Annotated in this window: 12 protein-coding genes and 2 riboswitches; of the genes, 7 read left to right on the forward strand and 5 right to left on the reverse strand. The window is 61.5% G+C overall.

From position 1 onward, the window contains the following. Positions 1–49: 49 nt before the first annotated feature. Together FHW68_RS07500 and nfuA are read left to right on the forward strand one after the other, a co-directional pair. Positions 50–2,335 carry a fatty acid cis/trans isomerase gene (locus tag FHW68_RS07500; RefSeq protein WP_183679639.1) on the forward strand — a complete coding sequence of 762 codons (2,286 nt, stop codon included), beginning with the start codon at positions 50–52 and terminating at the stop codon, positions 2,333–2,335. 250 nt (positions 2,336–2,585) lie between these two features. After that, a complete protein-coding gene (gene nfuA, locus FHW68_RS07505) occupies positions 2,586–3,170 on the forward strand; it encodes a Fe-S biogenesis protein NfuA (protein WP_095631931.1) in 585 nt (194 codons plus the stop codon). Between the two features lie 183 nt (positions 3,171–3,353). On the opposite strand, the gene cobM is transcribed toward nfuA, so the two are convergent. From cobM to FHW68_RS07525, 4 genes are all read right to left on the reverse strand, one after another. Then, positions 3,354–4,100, reverse strand: a complete 747-nt coding sequence (gene cobM / locus FHW68_RS07510; RefSeq protein ID WP_095631932.1) for a precorrin-4 C(11)-methyltransferase — start codon at positions 4,098–4,100, stop codon at positions 3,354–3,356. An 82-nt stretch (positions 4,101–4,182) separates the two neighbouring features. Then, a complete protein-coding gene (locus tag FHW68_RS07515; RefSeq protein WP_095631933.1) occupies positions 4,183–4,596 on the reverse strand; it encodes a cobalamin biosynthesis protein in 414 nt (137 codons plus the stop codon). Beyond that, positions 4,593–5,300 (reverse strand): CbtA family protein, encoded by a 708-nt coding sequence (locus FHW68_RS07520; RefSeq protein WP_183679641.1) that lies wholly within the window; start codon positions 5,298–5,300, stop codon positions 4,593–4,595. The genes FHW68_RS07515 and FHW68_RS07520 overlap by 4 nt, the downstream gene beginning before the upstream one ends. A gap of 11 nt (positions 5,301–5,311) precedes the next feature. Further along, the gene (locus tag FHW68_RS07525; protein WP_007898228.1) at positions 5,312–5,518 is read right to left on the reverse strand and encodes a CbtB domain-containing protein; all 207 of its coding nucleotides are present in this window, start codon (positions 5,516–5,518) and stop codon (positions 5,312–5,314) included. 120 nt (positions 5,519–5,638) lie between these two features. Further along, a riboswitch (cobalamin riboswitch) is annotated at positions 5,639–5,867 on the reverse strand. Between the two features lie 182 nt (positions 5,868–6,049). Further along, a riboswitch (cobalamin riboswitch) is annotated at positions 6,050–6,264 on the forward strand. 100 nt (positions 6,265–6,364) lie between these two features. Here FHW68_RS07525 and cobW point away from each other — a divergent pair. The 5 genes from cobW (at position 6,365) to FHW68_RS07550 (ending at position 14,991) form a co-directional block, all read left to right on the forward strand. After that, positions 6,365–7,438 carry a cobalamin biosynthesis protein CobW gene (cobW, locus tag FHW68_RS07530; protein WP_095631936.1) on the forward strand — a complete coding sequence of 358 codons (1,074 nt, stop codon included), beginning with the start codon at positions 6,365–6,367 and terminating at the stop codon, positions 7,436–7,438. Positions 7,439–7,441: 3 nt separating this feature from the next. Then, entirely contained in the window at positions 7,442–11,344 is a 3,903-nt protein-coding gene (cobN, locus tag FHW68_RS07535; protein WP_183679643.1) for a cobaltochelatase subunit CobN, read from the forward strand. 156 nt (positions 11,345–11,500) lie between these two features. Then, entirely contained in the window at positions 11,501–12,508 is a 1,008-nt protein-coding gene (locus FHW68_RS07540; RefSeq protein WP_183679645.1) for an ATP-binding protein, read from the forward strand. Positions 12,509–12,627: 119 nt separating this feature from the next. Beyond that, positions 12,628–13,173 (forward strand): VWA domain-containing protein, encoded by a 546-nt coding sequence (locus FHW68_RS07545; RefSeq protein ID WP_183679647.1) that lies wholly within the window; start codon positions 12,628–12,630, stop codon positions 13,171–13,173. A 171-nt stretch (positions 13,174–13,344) separates the two neighbouring features. Beyond that, the gene (locus FHW68_RS07550; protein WP_095631939.1) at positions 13,345–14,991 is read left to right on the forward strand and encodes a phospholipase D-like domain-containing protein; all 1,647 of its coding nucleotides are present in this window, start codon (positions 13,345–13,347) and stop codon (positions 14,989–14,991) included. Between the two features lie 139 nt (positions 14,992–15,130). On the opposite strand, the gene FHW68_RS07555 is transcribed toward FHW68_RS07550, so the two are convergent. Further along, positions 15,131–15,583 (reverse strand): co-chaperone YbbN, encoded by a 453-nt coding sequence (locus tag FHW68_RS07555; RefSeq protein WP_183679649.1) that lies wholly within the window; start codon positions 15,581–15,583, stop codon positions 15,131–15,133. Positions 15,584–15,625 lie beyond the last annotated feature (42 nt).

Below are 15,625 nucleotides of genomic sequence, written 5' to 3' on the forward strand. Positions count from 1 at the left end.
GGCCAGACCGGTAGAATCGCGGCGTTTTCTCATGATCAGGACCAGGGATATGTCGTATCGCGTCGTCACCAGCCTATTGATGCTGTTTTTAAGCGGGGGCGCCGCTGCGCAAGGTCCGGACATTTCCTACGTCCGGGACGTTCAACCGATCTTCACTGAAAAGTGCGTGGCCTGCCATGCCTGCTACGACTCCGCCTGTCAGCTCAACCTGGGCAGTGGTGAAGGGGCGGCCCGGGGGGCAACCAAGGCGCCCGTCTATGATGGCGAACGCAGACAGGCCGCAGCGCCGACCCGGCTGTTTTATGACGCCTTTGGCAAACGCGCCTGGCAGCAGAAAGGCTTTTATTCGGTGCTCGACGCCCAAGGCAGCCAGGCGGCGCTGATGGCGCGGATGCTCGAACTGGGCCACAGCACCCCATTGCAGCCCAATGCCAAACTACCGGAAGAGATCGTTCTGGGGCTGAATCGGGAAACCCAGTGCGCCATGCCGACGGAGTTCGACGGCTATGCCGTCTCTCACCCCAAAGAAGGCATGCCGCTGGCGGTCACCGGCCTGACCGATCAGCAATACCAGACGTTGCAACGCTGGCTGGCCTCCGGCGCGCCGATCGATGAGCAGGGACTGGTGCCCAGCGCCAGGGAAGCCTTGCAGGTGGTGCAGTGGGAAAACCTGCTCAACGCACCGGGCGCCCGGGAAAGCCTGGTGGGACGCTGGTTGTTCGAGCACTGGTTTTTGGCGCACCTCTATTTCAAGGACGGTGAGCCGGGGCATTTCTTTCAATGGGTACGTTCGCGCACGCCGACGGGCCAGCCCATTGACTTGATCAACACCCGTCGCCCGAATGACGATCCGGGCACTCAGGTCTACTACCGTTTATGGCCGGTGCAAGGCGTGATCGTGCACAAGACCCACATCACCTATCCGCTCAGCGCGGCGAAGATGGCGCGGATCAAAAGCCTGTTCTACAGCGCCGACTGGCAGGTCAACGCGTTGCCAGGTTATGGGCCGGAACGCCGGGCCAATCCGTTCGCCACGTTCGAGGCGATTCCGGCGCAGGCGCGTTATCAGTTCATGCTCGATAACGCCGAATACTTCGTGCGCACCTTTATCCGTGGCCCGGTCTGCCGTGGTCAGATCGCCACCGACGTGATTCGCGATAACTTCTGGGCGTTGTTCCAGGCCCCGGAGCATGACCTTTACATCACCGACCCGAATTATCGCGGTCAGGCCACGCCGCTGCTGGCGATGCCGGGGCAGAACGATGACGTCGGCAGTGTCCTGAGCCTGTGGCACGACTACCGCGACAAACGCAACGAATACGAGGCCCTGCGCCGGGACAGCTATGCCGACTTGCCAGCTCCGAGCTGGTCGAGCCTGTGGGCCGGTAACGACAATGCGTTGCTGAGCATCTTCCGGCATTTCGACAGCGCCTCGGTGAACAAGGGGCTGATCGGTGAGGTGCCGCAGACGATGTGGCTGTTCGATTTCCCCTTGCTGGAGCGCACGTATTACCAGTTGGCGGTCAACTTCGATGTGTTTGGCAACCTGTCCCATCAGGCCCAGACCCGGCTGTACTTCGATCTGATTCGTAATGGTGCCGAGCAGAACTTCTTGCGCTTGATGCCGGCCGACTCACGGGACGGTTACCTCGACGATTGGTATCAGAACGGCGGCCAGCTCAAGATGTGGCTGGATTACGAGTACATCGACAACGACAAACCCACGGCGCTGACGCTGGACGAGAAAGACCCGAAACGCGATTTCGCCCTGCAATTGCTGGCCCGGTACGGCGAGCTCAATGCCAATCCCGACCCGATCAACCGTTGTGACAATGCCTACTGCTCGCGACCGAACATCGACCCGGCATTGCAGAACGCCGAGCAGGCCCTGAGCCGCCTGACTTCGCGCCCGGCGGCGGGGATGAAAGTCATCGATCAGTTGCCGGAAGCCACGATGCTGCGTATCGAGAGCCAAAGCGGCAAGCGCGAGATCTACAGCCTGCTGCGCAACCGGGCCCACAGCAATGTGGCGTTCCTGCTGGGGGAGTCACGGCGCTATCAGCCGGGGCTCGATACGTTGACGATTTATCCGGGGGTGCTCAGCAGCTACCCGAATTTCATGTTCAACATTCCCGCCGGGCAAGTGCCCGCTTTCGTTGACGCAATGGAAGCCGCGAAGGATGCTGCCGGTTTCGAGAAAATCGTCGAACGCTGGGGCATCCGCCGCAGTCATCCGCAATTCTGGCAATATTTTCATGACCTGAGTCGCTATATCCGCGACACCGACCCGGTGGAAGAGGGCGTGCTGGACATGAATCGCTACGAGAATCTTTGATTGAAGGCCTGAAAACGCGCCCCCCGAACCCTGGCTGAACCCCTGCAGGAGCGAAGCTTGCTCGCGAAAGCGGTCTGACATTCAGCATAGATGTCGACTGTTGGGCCGCTTTCGCGAGCAAGCTTCGCTCCTACAGGGGGCGACGGTGATCAGATGTTCATCGACAGGCACACTTTCCCGACAAAAATACTAGGACTTTGTGCGGCGCGATGATTGGCGTAAACTGCGTGCAAGCCTGCGAGGAGTTTCCATGACCGCTATTACCATTACCGACGCCGCCCACGATTACCTGGCTGATCTGCTCTCCAAGCAGAACACCCCGGGTATCGGCATCCGCGTCTTTATCACCCAGCCTGGCACCCAATACGCCGAAACCTGCATTGCCTATTGCAAGCCGGGCGAAGAAAAACCTGAAGACACGGCGCTGGGGCTTAAAAGCTTCACCGCTTACATCGACTCGTTCAGCGAAGCCTTTCTGGACGATGCGGTAGTCGACTACGCCACCGACCGCATGGGCGGCCAGCTGACCATCAAGGCGCCAAACGCCAAAGTACCGATGGTCAACGCCGACAGCCCGATCAATGAGCGCATCAACTATTACCTGCAAACCGAGATCAACCCGGGACTGGCCAGCCACGGCGGTCAGGTCAGCCTGATCGATGTGGTCGAAGACGGCATCGCCGTGCTGAAGTTCGGCGGCGGTTGCCAGGGTTGCGGCCAGGCAGACGTCACCTTGAAGGAAGGCATCGAGCGCACCTTGCTCGAGCGCATTCCCGAGCTCAAGGGCGTTCGTGACGTGACCGACCATACGCAGAAAGAAAACGCCTACTACTAAGGTGTTCGCTGCGACATAAAAAAAACGGTGCCCGTGAGCACCGTTTTTTTATGGGCGATCGATACCTGTTTTTGATCGTTCCCACGCTCTGCGTGGGAACGCCTCAACGGACGCTCTGCGTCTGCTCTTGGGACGCGGAGCGTCCCGGGCTGCATACCCACGCAGAGCGTGGGAACGATCATCTCAGGGTCTGTAGAGGTGCGCATGCCCCGCGCGATACAACGACGATTCACTGAAGTGATCGCTGCCCAGCACCCGACCCACCAGAATCAGCGCGGTGCGGCGAAATCCCTTGGCTTGAACCTTCCCGGCGATATCCGCCAGGGTCCCCACCGCCCAATCCTGATCTGGCCAGGTCGCCCGATGAATCACCGCGATCGGGCAATCGGCGCCGTAGTGTGGCAGCAGTTCGGCGAGGATTTTCTCCAGATGATTAACCCCCAAATGAATCGCCATGGTCGCGCCATGCTGCGCCAGGCTGCCCAGCTCTTCGCCGGCCGGCATCGCGGTCTTGTCGGCGTAGCGGGTCAGAATCACGCTCTGTGACACATCCGGCAAAGTCAGCTCGGCGCCCAAAAGCGCCGCGCAGGCGGCGGTGGCGGTGACGCCGGGAATGATTTCGAAAGGGATGTCGAGTTCACGCAGATAGCGAATCTGCTCGCCAATCGCGCCATACAGACTCGGATCGCCGGAATGCACTCGGGCCACGTCCTGCCCGTTGGCATGGGCAGACTTGATCAGCTCGATGATCTGTTCCAGGTGCAATTCGGCGCTGTTGACCACTTGTTCGGCGTGATGGCCCTCCAGCACGGCGGCGGGCACCAGGGAGCCTGCATAGATGATGACCGGGCAGCTACGAATCAGCCGTTGGCCTTTGACGGTGATCAGTTCCGGGTCGCCGGGGCCTGCGCCAATGAAGTAGACGGTCATCGTCGTTTCCTGTCAGAAAAAGGGTATGGGCACGCTTCAGATGAAGATTGCTCATGATCGAAGGCGGGGATTATCGGAGATTTTACGCGGCGCTGGCCAATGCAAGGGTGGCCTGGGCGTATTTTTGTCGTGGAATCAGCAACTTTGCCGGTGCTTGGGCCAATTGTTCGGCCAGTGCCAGCGCGGCACTTTCCGCGACGCCGTAACAGCCGGTGCGTTCGAACGCGATGTCCGAGTGGTGGCTGAGTTGCGGTTCATAACCGGCCAATTGTTCGCTGCTGAAATACATCAACGGCAATGCCAGTTGTTCGGCCAGTTCGATCAGGGCGGGCTCTTCGCGCTTGAGGTCGATGCTGGCCAGGGCCTTGATCTCCCGAAGCTCGATTTGATGGGCCTGTAACGCTTGATCAAGCAGCGCCCGCAGCGTGCTGACGGGGCAGCCGCGCTGGCAGCCCAGGCCGACCACCAGGGTCGGCGCTGCGCCGGCGTCAGTCATGCGGAGTATTGGCCATCGCTTTTGCGGCGGAACAACCAGGCGCTGATCAGGCCCAGGGCCAGCCAGAACGCCATGTTGGTCAGCTGCGAAGCGATTTTGAACTGCGCTTCCAGGGCTTGCGGCGCCAGCATGGAATGGACTTCCGGTTGCGGCGCGCCAATCACATGAGGCACGCCAAGAATCGCCACGCCGAGGAGCTTCATCAGCCAGTGGCGGCTGAATGCGATCAGTGCGATACCGACAGCGGTGGATGCGGCGGTGCCAATCCACCAGATCTGCCGTTGCGCCAGATCCGCCGCGGCAGTGCCTGGCAGTTCAGGTGGCAGGCCGAGGGTTGGCGCCAGCACGAACGTCGCGTAACCCGCCAGGCCCCAGAGCAGGCCCTGAGAGGTACGGCGTGGCGCGCGCAACGTGTAAAGGCCCGCGAGCATCAGGGCGAAGCCGACCGCTACCACCAGATTGCCGCCGGTGGTCGACAGCACGCGCTGCCAGCCATCTTCAGGTTCCCAGGCTTCGGCATCGTGGGTGTGAGCGGTGACAGCGCCCGCGGCATGCTCGTGGATTTCAACCGCGGCTGGCTCGGATTTTTCGTAGGTCTCGGCCTGCAAAATCAGCGGAGCCACCCAGAAGCTTTGCAGCAGGGTCAATAGCAGGGCGGCCAGCAGCCCGGTGAAACCTGCGGTTTGCGCGATACGCTTGATCATTTCGGCAGGTCTCAGTGGCACGGGAATGCAGCGCTGTGACGGGTATCGTGCGCGGCGTTGTGCACCGCTTCGATGTGCGAGAAACCGGCGAAATACACAAGGCTGGCGCCAAGGATCGACGCACAAAAAGCGGCGGTCAGGCGTTGGCTCAGGGTAGAAGTAGTGCTGATCGTGCTCTTTTTATCGGTGTTGGAGCCGGTGCTGCTGATGATCGACATGGCGCTTCCCTCTGGTCTGTCAGCGGGTGAATAGAGCGCATGAAAACCGCCGCACGCCGGGGCACGCAGAGATTTCGAACAGCGCCCGCCCACCGCGGGTTTGTTATTCAGTGAACGTAAAAGTCACTTTGTGTTGCGGGCCGGTCTCCGGGCTCGCGAGGGGCAGGGCTTGCGCCCAGACCTGCAAGCATCACCTTCCCATGCCATATGACAGGCACAGTGGATCTGACGCTTCACTCGCTTACCGTTGCGGGGGCAGCACCGGACTGACATGGCTTTAGAGTAAAGCACATGATTCACCGGTTTCCCGTTTCACCCTGTGAAGGGCACCCGTAACAAGGCGTGTAGGAGAGCATGGGCGGGGGTTGGGCGTCAATTGGCAAGGGTTCTCACTTGGATGCCCAATGCTGATTGGCTCTTGTAGGAGCTGCCGAAGGCTGCGATCTTTTGATGTTGCTTTCAAAAACAAGATCAAAAGATCGCAGCCTTCGGCAGCTCCTACTCAGTGATTGACCCGCCCCCACACGATGCGTAGCCTTGCGCTTTCGAGGTTCTTCGGCGTTTGCCGAAGCTAAGAAGGGAACGCGGTCGATGCCGCGGCTGCCCCCGCAACTGTGAACGGTGATGTTCGCTGCCACGCCACTGCAAGCCCTGATCCATCAGGTTCGCGGGAAGGCGCAGCAAACGCCAGTCGAAGGATTGGCACACCGTCAGCCAGGAGACCTGCCTCGATACAGATTCTCACTACAACCGGGCGGGGTGATCCGGTGACGGAACTCTTGCGCGCGTGCATCCGCCGCTGCGATTGTCGTCCCGTATGCCCGCCATCTCGCCAAAGGGCATCCGATGAAAACACTGGCCAAACTCCCCGTCACCATCGTTACCGGCTTCCTCGGCTCGGGCAAAACCACCTTGCTGCGCCACATGCTCGACAATGCCCAGGGCCGTCGTATCGCGGTGATCGTCAACGAGTTCGGCGAACTGGGCATCGACGGCGAAATCCTCAAGCAATGTTCGATCGGTTGCACCGAAGAAGAAGCCAACGGTCGCGTCTATGAACTGGCCAACGGCTGCCTGTGCTGCACCGTTCAGGAAGAGTTCTTCCCGGTGATGCGCGAGCTGGTCGCCCGTCGCGGCGACCTCGACCACATCCTAATCGAAACCTCGGGCCTGGCCCTGCCAAAGCCTTTGGTTCAAGCCTTCCAGTGGCCGGAAATCCGCAGCGCCTGCACGGTTGACGCGGTGATCACCGTGGTCGACAGCCCGGCCGTCGCGGCTGGCACCTTCGCAGCGTTCCCCGATCAGGTCGATGCCATGCGCAAACTTGACCCGAACCTGGACCACGAGTCGCCGTTGCACGAGCTGTTCGCCGACCAACTGGCCAGCGCCGACCTGGTGATCCTCAACAAGGCCGATCTGATCAGCGCTGAAGACCTGGCCCGTGTGCGCCTGGAAGTCGCCGAAGAGCTGCCGCCAGCGGTGAAAGTCATCGAAGCCAGCAGCGGTCGTCTGCCACTGGACGTGCTGATCGGCCTTGGCGCTGGCTCCGAAGAACACATCGACAGCCGCCACAGCCATCACGATCATCACCACGAAGGTGAAGACGGCCATCACGATGAGCACGACCACGACGCATTCGATTCCATCTCGATCGAGCTGCCGCAAGCCGACGAAAGCCTGCTGCTGGACGCGCTGACTCAATTGGTGGTTCAGCACGGCATCTTGCGGGTCAAAGGTTTTGCAGCGGTGCCGAACAAACCGATGCGCCTGCTGATCCAGGGCGTGGGCACGCGTTTCGACAAGCATTTCGACCGTCAGTGGGGCGCTGAAGAAGCGCGCAGCACCCGTCTGGTGTTAATCGGTCAGGGCCTGGACGCCGCTGCGCTCGAAGCGCAATTGCGCGCTGCGCTCAGCGTTTAAGCCATGCACCTGCTCAGGACCCAGCCCGGCGGTTTCGTGTCGGATGACAACATTGCCGACCTTGGACAAACCCCCGCCGAGCTGGTGATCCTGTGCAGCGGCGATTCCAGCCTGGCGTTGCTCGCCGAAGCGGCGCAGCAGTTGCCCGACGATTACCCGAGCCTGCGTCTGGCTAACCCGATGCAGGTGCAGAATCACGCTTCGGTCGATCTCTATGTCGACGAAGTGCTGCGCCACGCCAAAGTGATTCTGATCTCGCTGCACGGTGGCATCGCCTATTGGCGTTACGGCATCGAGCGTCTGGTGGAGTTGTCCGAGCGCGGCGTGCAGCTGATTCTGGTGCCGGGGGACGATCGCCCGGACCCGGAGCTCAGTGACCTGAGCACCGTAACTGCGCAAGAACGCGACCGGCTCTGGCACTTCCTGCGTCAGGGCGGCATGGCCAACGCGCTCGACCTGTTTCGCTGCCTCGCCAGCCGTTGGCTGGGCCGCGACTATCCATGGTCCGAGCCACAAACCCTGCCACGCACCGCGATCTACCACCCGCAAAAAAGCCCCGCTGAGTTGAGCGATTGGCAAGCCGACTGGCAAGCCGATCGGCCGGTGGCGGCGGTGCTGTTTTACCGCTCGCATTTGCAGGCGGCGAACACCGGTTTCATCGATATTTTCTGCCAGCGTTTGCAAGCGGCGGGGTTGAACCCGTTGCCGATTGCGCTCGCCAGTTTGAAAGAGCCCGGCTGCCTGACGATGGTCGAGGACTTGCTGGATGACGTCGAGGCGGGGGTGATTCTCAACACCACCGGTTTCGCCCAGTCCAGCCCCGAAGCGCCGCACCTGCGGCCGTTTCGCCGCAATATTCCCGTGATCCAGGCGATCTGCGCCCAGGACAATGAACCCGGCTGGCGCGCCAGCGAACAAGGCCTCGGCCCACGGGACCTGGCGATGCACATCGCACTGCCAGAACTGGATGGGCGAATCATCAGCCGCCCGATCAGTTTCAAGGATCTGGCGTGGCGTAGCGAGCGCAGTCAGTCCGACGTGGTCTGCTACCGGCCTGCACCTGCGCGCATGGATTTCGTTGCAGAACTGGCCCGGCGCTGGATCGATCTGGCGCGGGTGCCCAATGGCGAAAAACGCATCGCCCTGATCCTCGCCAATTACCCGACTCGCGATGGGCGCATCGGCAATGGCGTCGGCCTCGATACTCCGGCTGCAGCGTTGAACATCCTGCGCGCCCTGCATGCCGAAGGTTATCCGCTGCCGGCCGAGTTGCCGCACAGCGGCACTGCGCTGATCCAGCAACTGCTCGGCGGCGTGAGCAACGACCTCGATACTCTCGACCAGCGTCCGTGCCATCAAAGCCTCGCGCTGGACGATTACAACCTGATGTTCAACGCGCTGCCCGAGGCCAATCGTCAGGCGGTGCTGGAGCGCTGGGGGGCGCCCGAAAAAGATCCAATGTTCCGTGGCGGGCGAATGATGATCGCCGGACTGCGCTTCGGCCTGACCTTCGTCGGCATTCAACCGGCCCGGGGGTATCAGGTGGACCCGAGCGCGGTCTATCACGACCCCGACCTGGTGCCGCCCCACGGCTATCTGGCGTTCTACTTCTGGTTGCGCAACACCTACGGCGCTCACGGCGTGATCCATGTGGGCAAGCACGGCAACCTCGAATGGCTGCCGGGCAAGGGCGTCGGGCTGTCGGAAAACTGCTGGCCGGACGCATTGCTCGGGCCGTTGCCGAACATCTATCCGTTTATCGTCAATGACCCGGGCGAGGGCGCCCAAGCCAAGCGCCGTACGCAGGCAGTGATCATCGATCACCTGATGCCGCCACTGACCCGCGCCGAAACCTACGGTCCGCTGCGCAATCTCGAAATGTTGGCCGACGAATATTACGAAGCGCAATTGCTCGATCCGCGCCGCGCCCGGGAACTGCAGCGCGACATTCTGCAACTGGTGCGCGACACGCACATCGACCGCGAACTGCAACTGGACGAGAAGCTGGACAGCGATGCCGATGCGGCGATCTGGTTACCGCGTCTGGACACGTACCTGTGCGACTTGAAGGAATCGCAGATACGCGATGGCCTGCACGTATTTGGTGAGTCACCAGTGGGACGGTTGCGCATCGACACTTTATTGGCCTTGCTGCGTATTCCTCGCGGCGATGGTCGCGGGGCGCAATCGAGTTTGTTGCGGGCGCTGGCCAAGGCGTTTGCGTTGGGGTTTGATCCATTGGATTGCGTTTTGGCCGAGCCGTGGAGCGGGCCGCGTCCTGCTGAGTTGCAAACCCTCACTGATGAAGTCTGGCGCACCGCAGGTGATACCCGCGAACGCCTGGAACTGTTCGCCGCTCAACTGATCTCGCAGGCACTGAGCACACCTCAAACCAACCCCGGCCCCTGTGGGAACGAGCCCTTGTGGCGAGGGGGCTTGCCCCCGTTGGGTCGCGAAGCGGCCCCAAAAAATGGGACTGCTGCGCAGTCCAACGGGGGCAAGCCCCCTCGCCACAAAGGCTCGCTCCCACAGGAGGGTGATTGGTCGCAAGTGAATGCCATCATCGACAGCCTGCGCGAAATCGTTGCCCCACGCCTGGACGCCTGCGGCCCAGCGGAAATGCGCGGCTTGCTCGACGCCCTCAGCGGCCGATTCGTCCCCGCCGGCCCGAGCGGCGCACCAAGCCGCGGACGGCTGGACGTGCTGCCCACCGGGCGCAATTTCTATTCGGTGGATGTGCGCAATCTGCCGACCACCACCGCCTGGCGCATCGGCTTCCAGTCAGCAAACCTGATTCTTGAGCGGCACTTGCAAGACCACGGCGATCACCTGCGTCAGCTCGGCCTGTCGGTCTGGGGCACCGCGACCATGCGCACTGGCGGCGATGACATCGCCCAGGCCATGGCGCTGATGGGCGTGCGACCGGTGTGGGCGACGGGCAGTCAGCGGGTCGACGATTTCGAAATTCTGCCGTTGAGTTTGCTGGACCGCCCACGGGTGGACGTTACCTTGCGCGTCTCCGGATTTTTCCGCGATGCCTTTGCCAATCTGATCCGGCTGTTCGACGCGGCCGTGCAAGCGGTCGCCGCGCTGGATGAACCCGACGATTTCAATCCGTTGGCGGCCAAGGTTCGTGCCGAGCGCACAGCGTTGATGGAATCGGGCCTGGATGAAGACGCGGCGCGGCGGCAGGCCGGCTGGCGCATCTTCGGGGCCAAACCGGGTGCTTACGGAGCGGGCGTGCAGGGCGCCATCGACGGTCGCCTGTGGCAAAGCCGTGAAGACCTGGCCGAGGTTTACCTGAACTGGGGCGGCTACGCTTACGGCGGCTCTGACGAAGGCACCGCCGCCCGCGAACAGTTTGCCCAGCGTCTGAGCCAGGTGCAGGCGGTGCTGCAAAACCAGGACAACCGCGAACACGATTTGCTCGATTCCAACGACTATTACCAGTTTCAGGGTGGCATGCTGGCGGCCGTTGAAAGCCTCAGCGGTGAAGTCGCGGCCAGTTATCACGGCGACCACAGTCAGCCGGATTTGCCGAAGATTCGCACCTTGAAGGAAGAGTTGAATCGGGTGATCCGTTCCCGGGCGGCCAATCCGAAATGGATCGACGGGGTCAAGCGCCATGGCTATAAAGGCGCATTCGAACTGGCGGCGACGGTCGATAACCTGTTTGCGTTCGATGCCACCACGCAGCTGATCGATGACCACCAATATGCGTTGCTGGCGGACGCTTATTTGCTCGATCCGGCGACCCGGGAGTTTGTCCGCGAACACAATCCCCATGCCTTGCGCGACATGACCGAACGGCTGCTGGAAGCGCAGCAGCGGGGGCTGTGGAAAGAGCCGGGCGAGTACCGCGAGGCGCTGGTGAATTTGTTGCTGGACATAGAAGAAGAAAGTTAACGCGCTTAAACCTGACGGATCGTTCCCACGCTCCGCGTGGGAATACAGCCCGGGACGCTCCGCGTCCCTTCCAGAGCCGAACGCGGAGCGTCCGTTGAGGCATTCCCACGCAGAGCGGGGGAACGATCACACCATCGACCACACGAGTAATGCCACATGACCGACACCCCACATTTCCCACTCTCTGCCGTGGTCGGCGCCGATGACTTGAAACTCGCGCTGTACCTGACCGCCATCGACCCGAAAATCGGCGGCGTGCTGATCGAAGGTCCACGGGGCATGGCCAAATCGACCCTGGCCCGAGGCCTGGCGGACCTGTTGGCCAGCGGTCAATTCGTCACCTTACCCCTGGGCGCTACCGAAGAACGGTTGGTCGGTACCCTGGATCTTGACGCGGCCCTGAGCGAGGGGCGCGCACAGTTTTCCCCCGGCGTATTGGCCAAGGCCGACGGCGGCGTGCTGTATGTCGATGAAGTCAACCTGCTGCCCGATCACCTCGTGGACTTGTTGCTCGATGTGGCCGCCAGCGGCACCAACCTGATCGAGCGTGACGGGATTTCCCATCGGCATTCGGCGAAGTTTGTGCTGATCGGCACCATGAACCCGGAAGAGGGCGAGTTGCGTCCGCAATTGCTCGACCGCTTTGGCTTGAACGTCGCCCTCAGTGGCCACACCGCACCCGCCGAGCGGGGTCAGATCATCCGTCGTCGACTGGATTTCGACAGCAACCCGCAAGGGTTCTGCGCCGAGTGGGAAAGCCCCCAACAGGCACTGCGCGAGCGTTGCCAAAAGGCGCGCGCGGCATTGGCGAGCATTCCCCTGGACGATGTCGCGCTGGCGCAGATCACCGAGCGTTGCTTTGCCGCTGGCGTCGATGGCCTGCGAGCCGATCTGGTCTGGTTGCGCGCGGCCCGGGCTCATGCGGCCTGGCGCGGAGCGCTGACCATTGGCGAAGAAGATATCGACGCGGTCGCCGAGTTTGCCTTGCGCCATCGTCGTCGCGAACACTCGCCACCGGCGCCGCAACAATCACCCGCAGCGCAGCCGCCTTCCAATCAGAACGCCAATCCGAGCGAAGGTCAGGGCCAGTGGGGCGAAATGCCCGCCCAGGCGCTGCCGGTCGGCGCACGACGTGAAGTGCCGAGCTGGCCAAAAAAGCCCTAGGCATTCGCCCTCGATCAGACGCGGGGGCGAATGCCAGACCCCGTGCAGGACGGCTTGATCACGGTAAGCAGGGCAAGCGCCACGCGGCCCTGAGCGGATCGATCAATTGGCCCGGCACCTTGCTCAATGGCCGACCGCGTCAACGCGACGATGTGTTGTTTCACCTGCGCACCCGCAGCCCGCATGAATTATGGCTGGTGATCGTCGATGCCTCGGCCTCGACCCGGCGTCATCAAGCGTTGAGCGATGCCAAGGGACTGCTGGCACAACTGTTCGACGATGCCTATCGGCAGCGTGCGCGCCTGGCGTTGCTGACGGTCAGCGGCCATGTTCCGAGATGGCAGGTGCAAGGTTTGAAAGCCTCCGCTGGTTTGCGCGACTGGCTCGATGGGCTCGGGGCCGGCGGCGGTACGCCGATGCTGGCGGCGTTGGGCGAGGCAGGGCGCTGGCTGGTGGCTCGGCAAAAACGTTTTCCGGCAGAGCAGCAACGGCTGCTGCTGGTGACGGATGGACGACTGAAGGAATGGTCAGTGTTGCCGGCGCTCGATTGCCCGGGGCTGCTGATCGACATCGAGCGCGGGCCGATTCGTATTGGCCGGGCTAAAGTGTTGGCAGCGCAGTTGCAGGTTGATTATCGACATATCGATGAGCTGATTTCAGGTTGAGTTTTGTGCTGACAGTATTGGCCCATCGCGAGCAGGCTCGCTCCCACGTTTGATTTGTGGCGTGTGGGAGCGAGCCTGCTCGCGATGGCATCACCTCGGAATCGGATAGTCGCAGCTCATCTGCATCGCTACCCCATGCTGCTGTAAGCAACCTCATCACAGGAGTGACCCATGCGCGTTCTAGCCCGTAACGATCAGGACGATTTCCGCGTCAAAGCCTACGCTGGCACCAACGGCGTGTTGCTGGCGATCGATCTGGCCGAACCCCGCCGCAAGGGCCTGCTGGGGTTCGCCATCGAAAAACAGCAAGGCAGCAAACCGTGGCTGTTTCTGTTCAACAGCCTGACCTTCCCCGGCAAGGCTCATACGTTCCCCCAGTTCCACGCCACCCCCAGCGATGCCGCGCCATTGCAGAAATTTCGCTGGGCCGATTACGCGGTCAATCCGGGCGTGACAATCCATTATCGGGTTCACCTGGCCTACGGCACCGCCGATGCGCCGCAGCTGGGTGAGTTCCTGGAACTGACGCTCACCACCGACAATGGCCTTCCAGCGGGCCAGAACGTTATCTTCAACCGGGCGGTGGCCGCGAGTCAGGCCTTCCAGCGCAAATTCGCCGACCTCGATGCGCTGCTCAGCGCCAACAAGAAACTGCCCATCGAAGAATGGCCCGATGCCCCGCGACAATGGCTGGAAAACGGTCTGCTCGCACGCTTGCTCGGGTTCATTGAACGGGCCGAGGATGGCCGGTGGGCGCTGGACGTCGCGATCTATGAGTACCAGTTGCAGGTGATCGTCGATGCGGTGAACGCCGCTTTCGAGCGCGGCGTAAAGGTTCGGATTCTGTACCACGCCCAACCGGACGAGGACACCACGGCGCTGAACGAAGCCAGCCTGGAAAAAATCCCGGCGGCGAACAAGCGCGGGCGGGTCACTCACAACATTTTTCACAACAAGTTCATGGTCCTGAGCCGGGTCGACGCAGCGGGGCAGCATCAGCCCGAAGCGGTACTGTGCGGCAGCACCAATTTCACCGCCAACGGCGTTTATCGTCAGGCCAACGTGGTGCATGTGCTGGACGACGCCCGGATCGCTGCCAGTTATCTGCAAACCTTCGAACAGGTCTGGGCCGTGCCCGCAGACGTCGGCGCCACCCGGGAATGGCTCACGGAAAACAATCCGATGCAGCCGGCGCAGGCACTGTTCGCCGGCTTCTCACCGCGCTCGGGCCAAGGCGACCTGCGTGAGTTCGTCGACATCATCAACGCCGCCAAAAAAGACCTGCTGTTCGTCACGGCGTTTGCCTTGCCAGACGAAGTGCTCAACGCCTTGCTCGGCCTGCCTCACGACGACATCTTGCGTTATGGCTTGCAAAACACCGTCAGCCGCATCACCGGTTTCCACGCTGATCGCACCGCTCAATTTGCCGCCACTGCGCTGCTCAATACCGGCCTGGAAGGCTGGCTCAAGGAAAACATGAAAGGCCAGAAGGGCAGACTGCTGGTGCACACCAAAGTCATCGTCGTCGACTTTACCAGTGACACACCGACGATCATCAGCGGCAGCCACAACTTGAGTGAGGCAGCCAGCAACGGCAATGATGAGAACTACCTGATCATCCGTGGCGACACCGACCTGGCCGATCGTTATGGGCTGGAACTGCTGCGCTTTTACGAGCATTACCGGTTCCGCTACTTCGCAAAAAAACTGGCCCTCAAGCAGGTCCGACCGTTGGCTGCGGACGACAGCTGGACCGATGATTATTACCTCGAAGGCGATCTGCGCATGTTGTCGCGGTTGCGTTTTGCCGGACGATAAACAGCCTGGCGGGCTCCCTGTGGGAGCGGGGCTCACGATAGCGGCAGATCAGTCAACATAGATGTTGAATGTAAGGCCCTCATCGCGAGCAGGCTCCCACAGAGCGAGCCCTGCTCGCGACAGCAATCTGTCAGCCGCCTCAAACATGACTCGACAGCCGTACATTCAACAGCTCCCGTGCCCGAGGTGCAGTGCGTAGAGTGCTGAGGGTTTTCTGCAACCACGGCAAGTCGTGGCGGGGTGTGCGGGTAATCGGTTGTTTGGGCCTGAGCTTGCCGATGTGCTTTTTGAAATTTTCTTCCAGGGTTTGCCGGGTGCCAATACCCTTGAGTTTCTTCAGCAGTCTCCCTTCCTTGTAGAACAACACAGTCGGTGTGCCGGTGACATCCGGATGCCTGGGGGACTCGCTCGTGTTCAGCATGTAGACCTGCGCGTGATCCCTGTACTGCTCGGCAATGGTGCGGAAAAGCGGCTCGGCCATTTCGCAGGCGGGACAGTGTTGGTTGCCGAAATACAGGATCACCGGGCGCCAGGTTTTCAGGGCTTTGCGATAGGCCGGAGCCAGCGTTGATGGGTGAGTCATCGAACTCATTGAAATCTCCTTTTCAAAGACTATCGAAGGCCTGTTGACGTT

This window comes from Pseudomonas sp. Tn43 (genome assembly GCF_014192635.1).
GTDB lineage: Bacteria > Pseudomonadota > Gammaproteobacteria > Pseudomonadales > Pseudomonadaceae > Aquipseudomonas.